The organism is Rhodococcus sp. HM1, assembly GCF_023218075.1.
Taxonomy (GTDB): Bacteria; Actinomycetota; Actinomycetes; order Mycobacteriales; family Mycobacteriaceae; genus Rhodococcus.
In genome coordinates, this window is record NZ_JALPTB010000032.1 from 1 (window position 1) to 16,918 (window position 16,918).

Consider the following 16,918-nt stretch of genomic DNA (forward strand, 5'->3'; position numbering starts at 1 on the left):
GGGGTGACACAGTCGAGGACTCGTCCTGCACCCGAAGCGTCGGTGTGGGACACGGTCGAGCCCGCAACATCGCACGATGGTGTGGTGGGTAGCCGTGAGAAACGTGGATCTTCACCGCCTGCCACGTCAGTGGCAGGAAGTATCAGATCTACGAAGACGCTCCCTACAGTCCGACGGCCTTCGCCATCTCGTCGCGCGGTGCGGGACGGCCCGTGAACTGTTCGACCTGACCGAACGCCTGGTGCAGCAGCATGTACAAGCCGGACACGACGACGCTGCCCCGGGCCTGCGCCGCCGACGCGAGCGGCGTGGGCCACGGGTCGTAGATCGCGTCGAGGATGAACGGGGCGCGCGCCAGAACGTCGGCGAACGGTGCGGCGCCCGCGGCCGGGACGGTCGACACCAGGGCCCCCGCCTCGGCACACACGTCGCCGAGGCCCGGATCGTCGAATGCGACCCACCGCGGCGTGACCCCGACGGCTTCGGCGCAGTCGAACGTCTCGGTGGCGCGAGCCTCCGACCGGGCGACGACGGTGATCTCCCGAACGCCGAGGGACGCCAGTCCGACGATGGCCGGCCGGGACGTTCCGCCGTTGCCGACGACGACAGCGGAACGGCCGGTGAGGTCGGTGACGCCGATCGTGCCGAGCGCGCCGGTCACGCCGTCGACGTCGGTGCAGTCGGCACGCCAACCGCTCTGGGTGCGGACGAGGGTGTTCGCCGAGCCGATGGTCACCGCTCGGTCGGTGCGTTCGTCGGCGTAGGCCAATGCCGCGAACTTCCCGGGCATCGTGACCGACAGGCCGACCCATTCCGGGCCCAGCGAGTCGACGAATGCGGGAAGCTGCTCGCCGGCGCACTCGATCCGGTCGTACGTCCAGTCGGTCAGGCCCAGGGCCCGGTAGGCGGCCAGGTGCAGCAGCGGCGACTTCGAATGCTGGATCGGGCTGCCGAGGACCGCGGCCTTGCGCGCACCGGTCGGGTTGTCATCTACCACTGTCGAGAATTCCGCTTTCCAAGGCTCGTTCGGTGTTCACGAGGTGCTCCTCGTAGTTGTCGGCGAACAGGGTCGTGCCCTGCGCGTCGATGGTCACGAAGTAGATCCAGTCGCCCGGCTCCGGGTTCTCCACGGCCTGCAACGCACCGATGCTCGGCGACGAGATCGGCGTCGCCGGCAGGCCGGGGCTCGCGTAGGTGTTCCACGGAGTCACCCGTTCCCGGTCCGCATCGGTCGTGGCCAGTTCGGTTTCGTCGAGCGAGTAGTTGACCGTCGAGTCGAACTGCAACGGCATGTCGATCGCGAGCCGGTTGAGGACCACGCGCGCGACCTTCGTGAAATCCGGAGGGAGCGCTTCACGTTCGACGAGGGACGCCGCGACGAGCAGTTCGTAGGGCGACAGACCGGCCTTGGCGGCGGCCTCGGCGATCCCCGTGCGGTCGTACTGCTCGGCGCTGGCCGACACGAGCTTGGCGAGCACCTCGGTGGCGCTGGCGGACGGATCGAAATCCCAGCTTCCCGCCGCGATGAGCCCTTCGAGCTGCCGATCACGGTCCGGCACACCGGTGACCGCCTGGCGTGCCCACGCGGGAACTCCGAGCGCGGCGAGATCGGTGCTCGCGCCGGCTCGGTTGAGTTCGTCGTATGTCAGGCAGTGGGAGGTTCCGCTGTCCTCGTAGCAACTCGCTTCCGCGATCAGCGTGTAGATCCCCTTGCGGACCGCGCCCGTGTTGACGTCGCGAATGTCGTGCAGCTGGCGGCCTTCGGACACGACCAGCGCACCGACCCGGGATGTCGGATCGACAAGTTCGGCGACGGCCTCGACAGCCGGGAGGTTCGTCGCGAGAGCGTAGAAGCCCGGTTGCAGCGAGTTCATCCCGGTGTTCTGCACGGCAGCATTGAAGAACGCGGACGCGCTGGCGACGACGCCCTTCTCGGCGAGTTCGACGGCGATGTCGTCGGCGGTTTCACCCGAGCGGACCTGCACGATGACGGCCGGACCGGCGGGGCCGGTGAAGTCCGGGGGCAGGTCGGGACCGACGATCTTCTTGTACACGAAGAAGCCGCCGCCGACGGCGAGGACGAGCAGCAGCGCCACGGCGAGCGAACCGATGACCCGCCCGCGCTTCTTCCGTGCGCCGGCCTCCCGTTCGTGTGCGCGCCGCGCCGGGGACACGCCCACCGCGGCCGGTTCGGCGCGCTCGGCGTCGGGCCACGGTGTGGGTTCGTTTTCGTAGGGTGCGGCGTAGGGGTCCTCATCGGCATAGCGGGCTTCCTCGCCGGCACTGTCTCCCCGGCCGTAGACCTCGGCGCGATCGGCATAGCGATAGCCGCCGACGTACTCGTCGTCGTCGTAGCCGTCGCCCCTGTAGTCGTAGGCGTACCCGTCACCGCTGTAGTCGGCCTCGGCGGTGCCGACCTGAGAGCCACCGTCGGCGGCGCCGACCTGATAACCACCGTCGGCGGCGCCGACCTGATAGCCACCGTCGGCCGAACCGACCGCATAACCACCGTCGGAGGTACCGAACGCGTAACCACCCTCAGAGGCGTAGCCACCGTCGGCGGCGCCGACCTGGTATCCACCGTCGGCAGCGCCGACCTGGTAACCAGCGTCGGCGCTCCCGGTGCTCGGCGGCGGGCCGTCGAACACACCCTCCTCGAAGTGCAGAACCGTCGTCGGTTCGTCGTCGGGGCGTGTTTTCGGTCGGAGCTCCTGCTCCGGCTCCGAGCGGATTCTGTCGAAGGCGCCACCGACCTTCCGGCGACCGTCCACGGGTTCTTCCCCGAAACCGTCACCGAAGAAATGCTGCTGTGTTGCCTCGTTGTCGTCGTCGGACCGTCCGGTCACCGGCCACCCCCCTGGTCGCCGTCCTCGGCCACGTTCAAAGCTGCACTCCGCTCGTCCAACCAACCCTGCAAGATGGCGACGGCCGCGGCCTGGTCGATGACCGGCCGTGCACCGCGCGCGCTGACTCCGCTTTCGCGGAGGGCTCGCGCCGCAGTGACCGTGGTGAAGCGTTCGTCGGCCATCCGTACGGGAACGTCGGGAAGTTGCCGCCGAAGCCGGCGCGCGAAGTCGCTCGCCAGTTTCGCAGCCTTGCCGGGCTCACCGCGCAGCGTCTGCGGCAGACCGACGATAACCTCAACGGCTTCGTATTCCATAACGATTTGGATAATGCGCCGGATGTCGGGCGCGTCGGGCCCGCGGTCCTTGGACCGCGGGACCGTCTCCACCGGAGTCGCGAGGATGCAGTCGGGGTCGCTCGAGGCGACCCCGATCCGGACGCTGCCCACATCGATGCCGATGCGGCGGCCGCGTCCGGGGTCGTCGTCGCCCGGGCGATCCGGGCCGGCGACTGCCGCCACGGTCAGCCGGCCAGCTCGCGCAGTCGCGCCCGGAATGCTTCGAGCGCCGCGGGGATTCCGGAGGCATCCGAACCCGAGCCCTGAGCCATGTCCGGCTTGCCGCCGCCGCGGCCGCCGATCGCCGGTCCGAAGCTCGACACCAGCTCGCCGGCCTTGATGCCCTTCTCCTGGGCCGCCTTGGTGGTGGCGACCACGAACGGAACCTTGCCGTCGGCGCTGCCGAGCAGCAGCACGACAGCGGGTTCGCTGCCGAGGCGACCACGCACGTCCGTGGCGAGGCTGCGCAGGTCGTTGCCCGCGACGCCCTCGGGTGCCGCTTCGGCGATGACAAGGACATCGCCGATCCGCTGGGCCTTCTCGGCGAAGGTGCCGGCCGACGCGAGGACCGCGGCGGCGCGGGTCTTCTCGAGTTCCTTCTCGGCGACCTTGAGACGCTCGATGAGCGATTCGACGCGGCCGGGCACTTCTTCGGACGGCACCTTCAGGGTCGAGGACAGACCGGCGAGCAGTGCGCGTTCCTTCGCGAGGTGCCGGTAGGAATCGAGACCGACGTAGGCCTCGACGCGACGGACGCCGGAGCCGACGGACTGCTCCCCGAGGAGGGTGACGGTGCCGACGTGCGACGAGTGCTGCACGTGGGTGCCACCGCACAGTTCCATCGAGAACGGTCCGCCGATCTCGACGACGCGCACTTCGTCGCCGTAGTTCTCGCCGAACAGCGCCATCGCGCCCATCTTCTTGGCCTTGTCCAGGTCGGTGACGAAGGTGTTCACCGGGAAGTTCGCGGCCACGGCCTCGTTGGTGACGGCCTCGATGTCCTGCTTCTGCTGCTCCGACAGGGCGCCCGGCCAGGAGAAGTCGAAGCGCAGGTAGCCGGGCTTGTTCAGCGAGCCGGCCTGCACGGCGTTGGGGCCGAGAACCTGCCGCAGCGCGGCGTGCACCAGGTGCGTGCCGGAGTGGCCCTGGGTGGCACCCTTCCGCCAATCGGGGTCGACCTGCACGAGGACGGTGTCGCCCTCGGTGACCTGACCTTCGAGCACCGTGACCTTGTGCACCCACAGCTGCTTCGCGATCTTCTGCACGTCGTTGACCTTGATGCGCAGTCCGGTCGCGGTAATGGTGCCGATGTCGGCGATCTGGCCGCCGGCTTCGGCGTAGAGCGGGCTGCGGTCGAGGATCAGCTCGACGTCCTGGCCTGCCTGCGCGGCGTGGAGGCGTTCGCCGCCCGTGATGACGGCGAGCACGTTCGCCTCGGACACCAGTTCGGAGAAGCCGGTGAACTCGGTGGGTCCGCGGTCGAGCAGTTCCTTGTACACGGTGAGGTCGGCGTGCGCGTGCTTGCGGGCACGGGCGTCGTCCTTGGCGCGCTGGCGCTGCTCGGCCATGAGCGACCGGAAGCCCTCTTCGTCGACGGACAGGCCGGCCTCGGACGCCATCTCCAGCGTCAGGTCGATCGGGAAGCCGTAGGTGTCGTGCAGCGTGAACGCCTCGGCCCCGCCGAGCACGGTCCGACCTTCGGACTTGACCGCCTCGACGGCACCCTCGAACAGCTTCGAGCCGGTGTCGAGGGTCTTGAGGAACGCCGTCTCCTCACCGACCGCGACCGTTTCGATACGCGAGAAGTCGGTGGCCAGCTCCGGGTAGGACGGGGCCATCGTGTCGCGCACGACAGCCATGAACTGCGCCATCGTCGGGGCGGTCGCGCCGAGCAGGCGCGCCGAGCGCACGATGCGGCGCAGCAGCCGGCGCAGCACGTAGCCGCGGCCGTCGTTGCCGGGGTTGACGCCGTCGACGATGAGCATCGCGGCGGTACGAGCGTGGTCGGCGATGACCCGGAATCGCACGTCGGAGGCGTGCTCGGCGCCGTAGCGGCTGCCGGTCAGTTCCTCTGCCTTGTCGATGACGGGACGGAGCAGATCGGTCTCGTAGACGTTCTCGACGCCCTGCAGCAGGAAGGCGACGCGCTCGACGCCCATGCCGGTGTCGATGTTCTTCTTCGGCAGCGGCCCGAGGATCGGGTAGTCCTCCTTGGCACCGCCCTCGCCGCGCTCGTTCTGCATGAACACGAGATTCCAGATCTCGATGTAGCGGTCCTCGTCGGCTTCCGGGCCGCCCTCGACACCGTATTCCGGGCCGCGGTCGTAGAAGATCTCCGAGCACGGACCGCACGGGCCGGGGATGCCCATGGACCAGTAGTTGTCCTTCATGCCGCGCCGCTGGATGCGTTCCTCGGGCACACCGACCTCGTCGCGCCAGATACCGAACGCCTCGTCGTCGTCGAGGTACACCGTGGCCCAGAGCTTCTCCGGGTCGATGCCGTAGCCGCCCTCCTCGACGGACCCGGTGAGCAACGACCAGGCGTGCTTGATCGCCTCGCGCTTGAAGTAGTCGCCGAAGGAGAAGTTGCCCGCCATCTGGAAGAACGTGTTGTGGCGGGTGGTGATGCCCACCTCTTCGATGTCGAGGGTGCGCACACACTTCTGCACCGACGTGGCCCGCGGGAACGGCGGGGTCTGCTGACCGAGGAAGTACGGGACGAAGGGGACCATGCCCGCGTTGACGAACAGCAGATTCGGGTCGGCGAGGATCAGCGAGGCGCTGGGCACTTCGGTGTGGCCGGCCTTCACGAAGTGGTCGAGAAAGCGCCTGCGGATCTCGTGGGTCTGCACGTCATGGTCCTTCGGGGTCTGGCGGTGTGGTGTGTGCCCGCGGTAGGGCTGCCGACTCCGACGAATCGGCCATCGTTCAGCTTATCGCGACTTCCGAAGGCGGCGTCGGTCCCCTCACCGGGACCGCCTTTTCCACGGTGAGGCCGGCTCTCTATCCTTTCGGGCAAGAGAGACATAACGGACTCTCGGTGCCGAAGATTGGAGCATCAGTGTCTGGACAGAACGCGCACGGCACGGACACGTGTGACACGGACAGAGGGGTCGCCGAGCGGGCCCGCACCCTCGCGGACGCACTCGCCGCCTCGCTCGACACGTTATTCGACCACATCGAGACGACCCGGCGCATCCCGGAGCAGGAACTGCAGCGGCTCACCGAGATCGTGGCCGGCTGGAACGACACCGTAGCGCAGCTCGACGTCGCCGCCCGGCCCGCGGGCGTGACCGCCCTCTAGCCACGCACGATGCGCCGCAGCTTCGGCACCCGCGCTCCCAGTTCCCGTTCCGCGCCGTGCGCGGTGGGCTTGTAGTAGTCCACGCCCACGAGTTCGTCCGGCGGATACTGCTGCGCCAGGACCCCGTCGGGATGATCGTGCGGATAGCGGTAGCCGATCGCGTTGCCCAGCCCCTGCGCCCCCTTGTAGTGGCCGTCGCGCAGGTGCGGCGGCACCGGCCCGGCCCGGCCTGCCTTCACATCCGCGATCGCCGCGCCGAGCGCTGCGGTCACGGCCCCCGACTTCGGTGCCGTCGCGATGTGGATCGTGGCCTGCGCCAGGGCGAGCTGCGCCTCGGGCATTCCGACCTGCTGCACGACCTGCGCGGCAGCGACCGCGGTCTGCAGGGCGGTCGGATCCGCCATACCCACCTCTTCACTCGCCTGGATCATCAGCCGCCGCGCGATGAACCGGGGGTCCTCCCCCGCGACGATCATCCGCGCCAGATAGTGCAGTGCCGCGTCGACGTCCGAGCCGCGCAGCGACTTGATGAAGGCGCTGGCCACGTCGTAGTGCTGGTCGCCGTCGCGGTCGTAGCGGACCGCGGCCTTGTCGATGCTCGATTCGACGGTCGGCAGATCGATGACCGCGTCGCCGCCGGCAGCCCGATCCACCGCCGTCTCGGCCGACGCCTCGAGTGCCGTCAGCGCCCGCCGAGCGTCACCGCCGGCGAGCCGCACCAGGTGATCGAGCGCATCGTCGGTGATCGCGACCGTGTCGGCGAGCCCGCGCGGATCGGTGCGGGCACGTTCGAGCAGGGCGCGGATGTCCTCGGGCGAGAGCGGCTGCAACTGCAGCACCAGCGACCGCGACAGCAGCGGCGCGACCACGGAGAACGACGGGTTCTCGGTGGTGGCCGCGACGAGCAGCACGATGCGGTTCTCGACGGCGGCCAGCAGGGCGTCCTGCTGGGTCTTCGAGAACCGGTGGACCTCGTCGATGAACAGCACGGTCTGCTCGCCCTGGGCAAGCCGACGCCTCGCGAGTTCGATCACGCCGCGCACGTCCTTGACGCCGGCCGAGAGCGCGGACAACGCCTCGAATCTGCGGCCGGTGGCCCCGGAGATCAGCGAGGCGAGCGTGGTCTTGCCGGTGCCGGGCGGCCCGTAGAGCACGACGGACGCCGCGCCCGAACCCTCCACCAGCCGTCGCAGCGGCGCCCCCGGCGCGAGCAGGTGCTGTTGCCCGACGACCTCGTCGAGACTGCGCGGGCGCATCCGGGCCGCGAGCGGTGCGCCCGGGCCGCTGGGCCCGAGGTTCGCGCGTCGGATCGACGGCTCGGGTTCCGGTTCCGGCGCCGTCGGCGCCTCGAACAGGGCATCCGGAGAAGCGGCAGGATCGTCCGCCCCGAAGAGATCACTCACGCCCACGACGCTACAAGGCCCGGCGGACACGCGGCACGGGCCGCCACCGCGCGTGAACATCGGGGATACCCGTGTGTCGGTCTTTACCTCGACCCGAGGGTGTGGTCGGATCGGCCGGTGCCCCCTACTTCGCCAGGCCCGCGGGTTCCCAGGCGGGTTGTGCTGCGTTCCGGCGCGATCGCCGTCGGCGTCGCCGCTTTCGGGACGTCCGTTCCCGCGTCGGCAGTCCCGGCTGCGTTCGCGCACGGCATCGCCTCCGGAGATCCGCTTCCCGACCGGGTGATCCTGTGGACCCGGGTCACCCCGTCCCCCGAGTCGACGCCCGGCTCCGGGCTGGGCCCGGACACCGCGGTGCGCTGGGAAGTCGCGTCCGACGAGAGTTTCCGCGAGGTGACCGCGTCCGGCACGGTCACCGCGACCGCGGCGGACGACCACACCGTGAAGGTCGACGCGACCGGTCTCGACCCGGACACCACCTATTTCTATCGGTTCACCGTGCTCGGATCCGGTGCGGTCTCCCCGATCGGGCGGACCCGCACGGCTCCCGGCGACGACACCAGCCCCGATCGGCTCCGGTTCGGTGTCGTCTCGTGCGCGAACTGGGAGGACGGCTACTTCTCCGCGTACCGGCACCTCGCGGCCCGCACGGATCTCGACGCGATCGTGCACCTCGGCGACTATCTGTACGAGTACGCGACCGGCGAGTTCGCGCCGCGCAGCGGGCCGGTGCGACGCCATGCGCCGCTGCACGAGACCGTCACGCTCACCGACTACCGCATCCGGCACGGCGAGTACAAGACCGATCCGGACGTTCAGGCGCTGCACGCGCGGCTGCCGTGGATCGTCACGTGGGACGATCACGAATCCGCGGACAATGCCTGGTCCGGCGGCGCCGAGAACCACGAGCCCGCGATCGAAGGCTCCTGGGCCGATCGCATCGCCGCGTCCCGCCGCGCGTACCTGGAATGGATGCCGGTGCGGACCACGGGCGCGGACCCGCGGTTGTATCGGCGGCTGCGGTTCGGTGACCTGGCGGAACTGTCGATGCTGGATCTGCGCAGCTACCGATCCGCGCAGGCCCACTTCGGTTCGGGCGTGCGGGCGGTCGAAGACCCGGCCCGCACGATCACCGGTGCCGAGCAGATGGCCTGGCTGACCGCCGGGATCACCAGCTCCCCCACGCGCTGGCAGCTCGTCGGCAATCCGGTGATGTTCTCACCGCTGCTGGTGCCACCACTCGATGCGCACACGACGGCTGCGTTGACCGAGCTCCTGGGCGTCCCCTCGACCGGAGTTCCCGTCAACCTGGACCAGTGGGACGGATACGCCGCCGACCGCCGTCGGGTGCTCGACGCGATCACCGCGGCCGGGCGCCGCAACGTCGTGTTCCTCACCGGTGACATCCACACGTCGTGGGCGTGCGACGTCCCGGTCGATCCGGCCGCCTATCCGGCGGCGGGCACCGCCGCGACCGAACTGGTCGTCACGTCGGTGACCTCGCAGAACATCGACGATCTTCTCGGCATCCCGCCGCGCACGTCCTCTCCCGGCATCGAGTCGGCGATCCGCGAGCTCAACCGTCACGTGCGCTATGTGGAACTCGACTCGCACGGTTTCGCGGTCCTCGACGTCACGCCCGACGCCGTGCAGATGGACTGGATGTACGTGCTGGATCGGGCAGATCCGGCGACCCCTGCGCGGTACGGCGCGAGCATGCGGGTGGCCGCCGGGTCGGCTCGCGTCGAGCCGGCGGCCCCACTGGGCGATGTCGTGCGCTGACGAGCGCCTGACGTACGCGCCCTGTCTAGACGTCCTCGCGACGACCCCGGATGCACGCCAACACGTCGTTCGCGTGCTCGGCGACGTCGTCGTGTCCGGTAGCGGCGGCGAAACCGGCGAGCAGCGACCACCGCGCCTCGAGCGCATCGAGCCGGTGCACCGACAGCTGGTGTGTCCGCACCGACGCGATCCGGGCGTGGTCCTCGGGGAGGTACAGCTCGGTGCTCAGCCACACGCAGGCGAGCTGCGCGTCGAGCAGACGCGTGACGAACACTTCGTCGAACGCCAGCTGCGGCCACATCGCCACGACCTCGGCGCGCCACGCGTCCGCCATCGCCCGGACCCGGTCGGGGGTCAGCGGTGCGGTGCACAGGCAGGCGGGGAACGAGGTGAGCGCGTAGGCGATGTCGAGGGTGGCGTCCCGGAAGCCGCCCCACTCGTAGTCGAGGAACTGCACGCCTTCGTCGCCGACGACGATGTTGTCGGGGCACAGCTCCGACGGGCTGAAGGCCCGGAACCGTCCGCCGGTGAACAGGTTGGCGGCCCGGTCCGCACGGTCGAGCACGGACTGCGGGACGGTGAGCCCGAAGTCGCGGGCGAGCAGGTCGGGCACCGCGCGGATGGCCTGCACCGCCTGCTGGGCCATCACGTCCGCACAATTGCCGATGTCGGCGCGGCGCAGCAGCGCGGCGAAGTCCTCTTCGCGGCCAACGGTCGCGGCGTGCATGCGGCCGAGGGCCTGCGCCAGGGCCATCAGGGTGTTGCCGACGGTGTCGGCGTCGCCGCTGCGCAGCAGCGAGGCGAGCGGGGTCGCGTCGCCGAGATCGCTGAGAACGAGCAGGCGGGTTTCGAAATCGTAGGCGAGCAGTTCGGCACCGGGCCGGTTGTCCTTCGCGAGGGCGGTCGCGAACTGGTAGGACACCGCCTCACGCAGGAACGCGACCTCCTCGTCGGTTTCGGCGCCGCGGAAGTCGACGTGTCCGATACCGCGGGTGCGCGGCAGTTGCTTGAGGACCAGGGTCCGGGGAAGCGAGAAGGGGTTGGCCGCGACTCGCACGCGGAGGACGGTGGAGAGGCCGCTGCCACCCAGGTCCACGGGGTCGGCGAGGGTCACCGGCGCACCGGTGCGCCGGGTGAGCAGCTTCTCCGCCGCCTGAACAACCTCTGAAATGGGGTCTGCCAATGTTGCAGTCATCGCCTCACAATCTACCTGGTGTGAGGCTCGGGCAGGTCCTGCAGAAGTCTCGATCCGACTAGGACCTAAGGTTCGAAGGACACGGAACGGACGCACGATTCCGCAGGTCCGTCACGGTCGACGCTCCGGCGGACGGAACGACGGATCCGGCCGGTCGAGGTCCGGATTGCCCGGGTCCGTGGCGTGTCGGCGCAGGACGTCGACACGCCACGGACCGGCAGGTCCCAGGGGGCACGGACCGGCAGGTCCCAGGGGGCACGGACCGGAAGGTTCCAGCGGTACGGCCCCGAGGTCCCGGCGCGGACCGGTCGCTTCTACTGGGCCGAGATCGCGGAATCGTCCTTCTTCGCCGCGTCCTTCTTCGGCTCGGGCTTGAAGTCCATGCCGGACTCCTTGCGCTGGGCCTCGCTGATCGGGGCGGGCGCGTCGGTCAGCGGGTCGACGCCGCCGCCGGACTTCGGGAACGCGATGACCTCGCGGATCGAGTCCACTCCGGCGAGCAGGGCCGTGATGCGGTCCCACCCGAACGCGATGCCACCGTGCGGCGGGGCGCCGTACTTGAAGGCGTCGAGCAGGAAGCCGAACTGCTCCTGCGCCTCCTCCTCCGAGATGCCCATGACCTTGAAGACGCGTTCCTGCACGTCGGGGCGGTGGATACGGATCGAGCCGCCACCGATCTCGTTGCCGTTGCAGACGATGTCGTAGGCGTAGGCCAGGGCTGAGCCGGGATCGGTGTCGAAGGTGTCGAGGAACTCGGGCTTCGGCGAGGTGAACGCGTGGTGCACCGCCGTCCACGCGGACGAGCCGAGCGCGACGTCGCCGGACGCGGTGGCATCGGCGGCGGGCTCGAACAGCGGCGCGTCGACGATCCACACGAACGCCCATGCCTTGGGGTCGATCAGGTCGAGCTTGCGGGCGATCTCGCCGCGCGCGGCGCCCAGCAGCGCGCGCATCGGCTTGGTGGCGCCGGCGGCGAAGAAGATACAGTCGCCGGGCTTCGCGCCGACGTGGTCGCAGAGGCCGGCGCGCTCGGCGTCGGTGAGGTTCTTCGCGACCGGACCGGAGAGTTCGCCGTCTTCGCCGACCAGGACGTAGGCCAGACCCTTCGCGCCGCGCTGCTTGGCCCATTCCTGCCAGGCGTCGAGCTGGCGGCGGGGCTGGCTCGCGCCGCCCGGCATGACGACGGCGCCGACGTACTCGGCCTGGAACACCCGGAAGGTGGTGTCCTTGAAGAAGTCCTTGCATTCGACCAGTTCGATGTCGAACCGCAGATCCGGCTTGTCGGAACCGAACCGGCGCATCGCCTCGGCGTAGGTCATGCGGGGGATCGGAGTCTGGAGTTCGAAGTCCACGAGCCGCCACAGGGCGTGCAGGATCTCCTCGGCCAGCAGGATCACGTCCTCCTGGGTCACGAAGGCCATCTCGACGTCGAGCTGGGTGAACTCGGGCTGGCGATCGGCGCGGAAGTCCTCGTCGCGGTAGCAGCGGGCGATCTGGTAGTACCGCTCGATGCCGCCGACCATGAGCAGCTGCTTGAACAGCTGCGGGCTCTGCGGGAGTGCGTAGAAGTTGCCGGGCTGCAGGCGCGCGGGCACGACGAAGTCGCGGGCGCCCTCGGGCGTGGAGCGCGTCAGCGTGGGCGTCTCGACCTCGACGAACGAGTGGTGCGCCAGGACCGCGCGGGCCGCGGCGTTGACCTTGCTGCGCAGGCGGATGGCCTTGCCCGGTCCTTCGCGACGCAGATCGAGGTAGCGGTACTTCAGGCGCGCTTCCTCACCGGCCTGGTCGTCGAGCTGGAACGGCAGCGGCGCAGCCTCGTTGAGCACCTCGAGCTTGGTCGCGTTGACCTCGATGGCACCGGTCGGAATGTCGAAGTTCTGGTTGCCGTCGGGCCGCACCTCGACCACACCGGTGACCTTGACGCAGAACTCGGCGCGCAGGCGGTGGGCCTGTTCGAGAACCGCGGCGTCGCGGAAGACGACCTGGGAGACACCGGATGCGTCACGCAGGTCGATGAAGATCACCCCGCCGTGGTCGCGCCGCCGGGCAACCCAACCGGTGAGGGTGACGGACTGCTCGGCGTGCTCGGCTCGCAACGAGCCGGCGAGATGGGTGCGCAGCACGGAATTCCTTTCGAAATGATCAACGAGGTTCTTCGTCGGCTGTAATCCTACGAAAGACACGAGGGCGACGAGGACACCCGTACCCGATTCGACGTGCCAAGCTTGTGCGGCTGTAGCACCTGCAACAAGAAGGCGATGCGATGACGTTCAACGACGGGGCACGGATCGAGGCGGGCCGGGTCCGCCAGGGCGGCGGCGGACGCGGCGGCAAGATCGCCGTCGGCGGCGGCGTGGGCGGCATCCTCGTGCTGATCCTGGCGCTGCTGTTCGGTGGAGATCCCGGCTCGCTGCTCGGATCGGGCACGGTCGATCCGAACACCCAGGCCGGGGCCGGGACCCTGGAGGGCTGCGAGACCGGTGCCGACGCCAACGAGGATGTGGACTGCCGGGTCGCCGCGACCGTGGGCAGCCTCGATCTGGTGTGGGAATCGCAGCTGCAGGCGCAGACGGGCGTGCGCTACGTGCGTCCCGAGGTCGAGATCTTCTCCGGCGCGACATCCACCGGGTGCGGCAACGCCACCAGCGACGTCGGCCCGTTCTACTGCCCGGCCGACCAGACCGCGTACTTCGACACCAGCTTCTTCCAGGAGCTCGTGACCCGCTTCGGATCGAGCGGGGGCCCGCTGGCGCAGGAGTACGTCGTCGCCCACGAGTTCGGACACCATCTGCAGACGCAGCTCGGCGATATCGGCCGCGCGCAGGCCGACCCGCGCGGCCCCGAGTCCGGTGCGGTGCGCACGGAACTGCAGGCCGACTGCTACGCAGGCGTGTGGGCGTACCACGCGGACAAGATGGCGGACCCGAACACCGGTCAGCCCTTCCTCGTCCCGCTCACCAACGACGACGTCCGTGACGCGCTCTCCGCGGCCTCGGCGGTCGGCGACGACCGCATCCAGGCGGCCGCGACGGGTCGGGTGAATCCGGAGGGCTGGACGCACGGTTCGTCGGAGCAGCGTCAGAAGTGGTTCCTCGCCGGTTACCGCACCGGCCAGGTCGCTGCGTGTGACACCTACTCGGCGTCGGACCTCGACAATCCGCCGGCGCTGCGCTGACCTGCCGTACGCCGCAACAACGAAGCCGGGTGCTCGAACGAGCATCCGGCTCTTGCGTTTTCGGGACCGTTTCGACGCTTTCCCACGAATCGTTCGGAGAGGTCGGAAGATCACTTTCCACTATCCTGGAAGATCAGTTTCGTCCTGCCGGGAAGTTCGGTTTCCGAATGCAGAAGATCAATTACGGTCGAATCACGATCGGAATTACACGAATGGCATTTGTCCCTGAACGAACCGCGACGTCCGTGCGGAATCCGACAAAATGCTCGGAAGCAATCTCTTGCCGGAAAACAAAAGAGACCTGCAGGTACATACCTGCAGGTCTCTGATGCGCTAAGACTACTGGCTGCTCAGGCCCGAGAAGAAGTCGAGGGCACCGAACAGGTCGGCGGCGTTGCTGAAGATGTCGGCCAGCGTGGCGAGATCGAGCACGGGTAACTCCTAATTGTGATCTTGTATTTCAGTGACGCCGTCGTGCGCCGCATCAATTGTTACCTCGATCCCGCATTGTGCGCAATTCGGAGACATTTGCGAAAACTCGGACACGATTCGATTAATTATGATTGCGATCACATTTTGTGGCCGATTGCGGCAGGCCCGGCGTAACCTTCGCCTTTTTCTACCCGACTTCCCGGCGCAGCAGCGCGGCCGCGCGAGCGTCGGCCGCGACCAGCGTCACCTGCTCGAGCGCGGTGTGCACCTCGGTGAGAGCGGCGACGGCGTGGCGCACCGCGTCGTCGATCGGCCAGCCCGCGGCACCGCCGGCGATCAGCGGAAAGGCGACCGTCCGGGCGCCCACCGCTTCGGCGGCCGCCAGGCTTCGCGTATACGCCGCGCGCAGCTGCGCAGTGCGATCCTCGGAGTGCGAATAGCGCGGACCCACCGTGTGGACGATCCACGTCGCCGGGAGGTTGCCGGCAGTCGTCGCCACGGCGGCACCCACGCTCAGCCCGTGCGGCAGGGTGGTTGCGCGCAACGTGTCGCAGGCTGCGCGGATCGCCGGTCCACCGGCCCGGTGCACGGCCCGATCCACGCCGCCGTCACCGCTGAAATTCGGGTCGGTCGGATTCACGAGGGCGTCGACGCGCAGGGTTGTGATGTCTCCCTGCACCACCCTGATCCGGCGCCGCGGATCGGTTCCCCGCGGGCCGCCGTTCACAGTGTCCAGCGCGAGCCGGATCAGGTCGTCGGCGGTGTGGCCCGGCCAGCCGTGCAGCATGCGACGCCACCGTGCCGGGATCGCCGCGGCGCCCCATCGCGCTCCGAGCAGCCCACCCGCGATCGCGGCGGTGGTGTCGGTGTCGCCGCCCGCCCGCACCGCGGCCTCGAGCGCGCCGCGCAGGTGCTCCTCGCCGGCACCGGAGGTGGTGGTGATCGCCCACCACGCGGTCTGCAGGGCGTGTACGACCCAGCCGTTGTTGGCGAAGTCGGCGGGCGTGCCGCGTTCCGCCTCGTCGAGCAGCGGGCGCCAGAAGTCGGCGACCTCGGGTGACGCGATCTTCAGGAAGCCGCGCACACCGTCGAAGGTTCCGTACAGCACCGCGTGCCGGATGGCGTGGGACCACAGGCGGCACGCCTGTTCCGCGGTCGGATCGTCGTGCGTGAGCGCGCTGATCTGCGCGGCAGCTTCGAGGCATCCGGCCCCGTCGTCCAGATAGGCGAGTGCGACGGGAGCGGTACGCATGAGCGATCCGTTCCCCGCTTTGCGGCCGGTCAACGCCCGGGCATGCGCCTGCATGGTGGCGGCGTCGCCCGCGCGACGACCCAGGACGTTGCGCGTCTGGTTGCCGATGTCCTTCGGATTCGAGTCGTACCAGCGGACGAACTCCGCGGCGACCGCATCGAGGCCGCGGCCGCGCCCGATGTCGACGCCGGTCGCCGCGACGGACGCGATCGCCAGGGCCATGGCGGTGTCGTCGGTCCACTCCCCCGGCTCCCACGCGAACGTGCCGCCGCCGATCATGTCGATCCTCGTGACGGCCGAGGGGTAGGTGAATTCGTAACCGGCCCCGAGGGCGTCGCCCGCGGCGGTTCCGAGCAGTACCCCGACGGCCCGATCCCTCTGCTGTGCAGTCACATTCATTGCAGCCTCCTCATTAGATCAAGATTGCGCTAAGGTTAGATCAGCATTGCGCTAATATGCAAACGTGAGTGCACCGAAGGATCGGGCGGGCAAGACCCTCGCCGACTACGACCGCCCCTCCGTCGCCGTCGATGTCGCGGTGCTGACCTGTCTGGACGGCGAGCTACGGGTCCTGGTCGTGGATCATCATCTCGGCGGTCGCGCTCTCCCCGGCACATTCCTGCACCGCGGCGAGCGTCTCGTCGACGCCGCCGAGCGCGCACTCCGGGACAAGGCACACATCACCGGCCTGAAGTTCCACCAGCTGCGGATGTTCGACGATCCCGACCGCGACGAACGCGGCTGGGTGATCTCGATGGCGCACACCGCCGCGGTCCCCGTCACCGACCTGCCCGACGACGCGACACTACACGTCGTCCACGGCGGCACGGTCGACGGTGATCTCGCGTTCGACCACGCCGATATGGTGCGGCTGGCCGTCGACGACCTGCGCGCACGCTACGCGGCACAGGTCGACCCCGATCGGCTGCTCGGCGAGGAGTTCACCGTGCTCGATCTGCGCCTGCTGTACGAGGCGATCTTCGACCGGCCGCTGCAGAAGGACTCGTTCCGCCGCCACGTCGTCGCGGCCCTCGACAGCACCGGACGGCTGTCGAATCCCGGGCACGGCCGGCCCGCCGAACTGTTCCGCCGACGCGGGGCCGCACAGCTTCCGGCGCAGGCCGCGGTCCTGCTCACCGGCTGAGTTTGCCCCGCGCGGTCCGCGGGTATCTGGCTCACGCCGAGCCGAGGAGGGCA

General features: G+C 69.3%; 12 protein-coding genes and 1 pseudogene. 4 read left to right on the forward strand and 9 right to left on the reverse strand.

Annotation, left to right across the window (positions count from 1 at the left end):
* Window positions 1-163: 163 nt before the first annotated feature.
* From M1M07_RS17315 to alaS, 4 genes are read right to left on the reverse strand one after another with little or no spacing between them, the layout of a single operon-like run.
* Window positions 164-997 carry a shikimate dehydrogenase gene (locus M1M07_RS17315; RefSeq protein WP_197255795.1) on the reverse strand — a complete coding sequence of 278 codons (834 nt, stop codon included), beginning with the start codon at window positions 995-997 and terminating at the stop codon, window positions 164-166.
* Window positions 987-2,846 (reverse strand): endolytic transglycosylase MltG, encoded by a 1,860-nt coding sequence (gene mltG / locus M1M07_RS17320; protein WP_248674996.1) that lies wholly within the window; start codon window positions 2,844-2,846, stop codon window positions 987-989. The genes M1M07_RS17315 and mltG overlap by 11 nt, the downstream gene beginning before the upstream one ends.
* Window positions 2,843-3,364 (reverse strand): Holliday junction resolvase RuvX, encoded by a 522-nt coding sequence (ruvX, locus tag M1M07_RS17325; RefSeq protein WP_197255797.1) that lies wholly within the window; start codon window positions 3,362-3,364, stop codon window positions 2,843-2,845. Before ruvX ends, mltG begins: the two co-directional genes overlap by 4 nt.
* A gap of 2 nt (window positions 3,365-3,366) precedes the next feature.
* On the reverse strand, window positions 3,367-6,033 hold the full coding sequence (gene alaS / locus M1M07_RS17330) for an alanine--tRNA ligase (protein WP_197255799.1): 2,667 nt from the start codon (window positions 6,031-6,033) through the stop codon (window positions 3,367-3,369).
* Between the two features lie 209 nt (window positions 6,034-6,242).
* Here alaS and M1M07_RS17335 point away from each other — a divergent pair, with 209 nt between their 5' ends.
* Window positions 6,243-6,485: a hypothetical protein gene (locus tag M1M07_RS17335; RefSeq protein ID WP_197255801.1), complete on the forward strand. Its 243-nt coding sequence runs from the start codon at window positions 6,243-6,245 to the stop codon at window positions 6,483-6,485.
* On the opposite strand, the gene M1M07_RS17340 is transcribed toward M1M07_RS17335, so the two are convergent.
* Window positions 6,482-7,888, reverse strand: a complete 1,407-nt coding sequence (locus M1M07_RS17340; RefSeq protein ID WP_248674997.1) for a replication-associated recombination protein A — start codon at window positions 7,886-7,888, stop codon at window positions 6,482-6,484. The genes M1M07_RS17335 and M1M07_RS17340 overlap by 4 nt on opposite strands.
* 159 nt (window positions 7,889-8,047) lie before the next feature.
* Here M1M07_RS17340 and M1M07_RS17345 point away from each other — a divergent pair, with 159 nt between their 5' ends.
* Window positions 8,048-9,667: an alkaline phosphatase gene (locus tag M1M07_RS17345; RefSeq protein ID WP_248674998.1), complete on the forward strand. Its 1,620-nt coding sequence runs from the start codon at window positions 8,048-8,050 to the stop codon at window positions 9,665-9,667.
* A gap of 25 nt (window positions 9,668-9,692) precedes the next feature.
* Here M1M07_RS17345 and M1M07_RS17350 read toward each other — a convergent pair whose 3' ends face one another.
* Entirely contained in the window at window positions 9,693-10,862 is a 1,170-nt protein-coding gene (locus M1M07_RS17350; protein WP_248674999.1) for a kinase, read from the reverse strand.
* A 314-nt stretch (window positions 10,863-11,176) separates the two neighbouring features.
* The gene (aspS, locus tag M1M07_RS17355) at window positions 11,177-12,985 is read right to left on the reverse strand and encodes an aspartate--tRNA ligase (protein WP_248675000.1); all 1,809 of its coding nucleotides are present in this window, start codon (window positions 12,983-12,985) and stop codon (window positions 11,177-11,179) included.
* Between the two features lie 140 nt (window positions 12,986-13,125).
* Between aspS and M1M07_RS17360 the strand changes: the two genes are divergently transcribed.
* Window positions 13,126-14,037, forward strand: a complete 912-nt coding sequence (locus M1M07_RS17360; protein WP_197255809.1) for a neutral zinc metallopeptidase — start codon at window positions 13,126-13,128, stop codon at window positions 14,035-14,037.
* Window positions 14,038-14,656: 619 nt separating this feature from the next.
* Here M1M07_RS17360 and M1M07_RS17365 read toward each other — a convergent pair.
* Entirely contained in the window at window positions 14,657-15,157 is a 501-nt protein-coding gene (locus M1M07_RS17365) for a macro domain-containing protein (RefSeq protein WP_248675025.1), read from the reverse strand.
* 51 nt (window positions 15,158-15,208) lie between these two features.
* Window positions 15,209-16,120 (reverse strand): annotated as a pseudogene (locus M1M07_RS17370) (ADP-ribosylglycohydrolase family protein); the annotation flags it as partial.
* 64 nt (window positions 16,121-16,184) lie between these two features.
* Here M1M07_RS17370 and M1M07_RS17375 point away from each other — a divergent pair.
* Window positions 16,185-16,865: an NUDIX hydrolase gene (locus tag M1M07_RS17375; protein ID WP_197255813.1), complete on the forward strand. Its 681-nt coding sequence runs from the start codon at window positions 16,185-16,187 to the stop codon at window positions 16,863-16,865.
* Window positions 16,866-16,918 lie beyond the last annotated feature (53 nt).

What these genes read in the sequence shown, in the direction of transcription:
- M1M07_RS17350 (WP_248674999.1), bottom strand. Translation starts at nt 10,862, where the DNA reads ATGACTGCAACATTGGCAGACCCCATTTCAGAGGTTGTTCAGGCGGCG.
- M1M07_RS17360 (WP_197255809.1), top strand. Translation starts at nt 13,126, where the DNA reads ATGACGTTCAACGACGGGGCACGGATCGAGGCGGGCCGGGTCCGCCAG.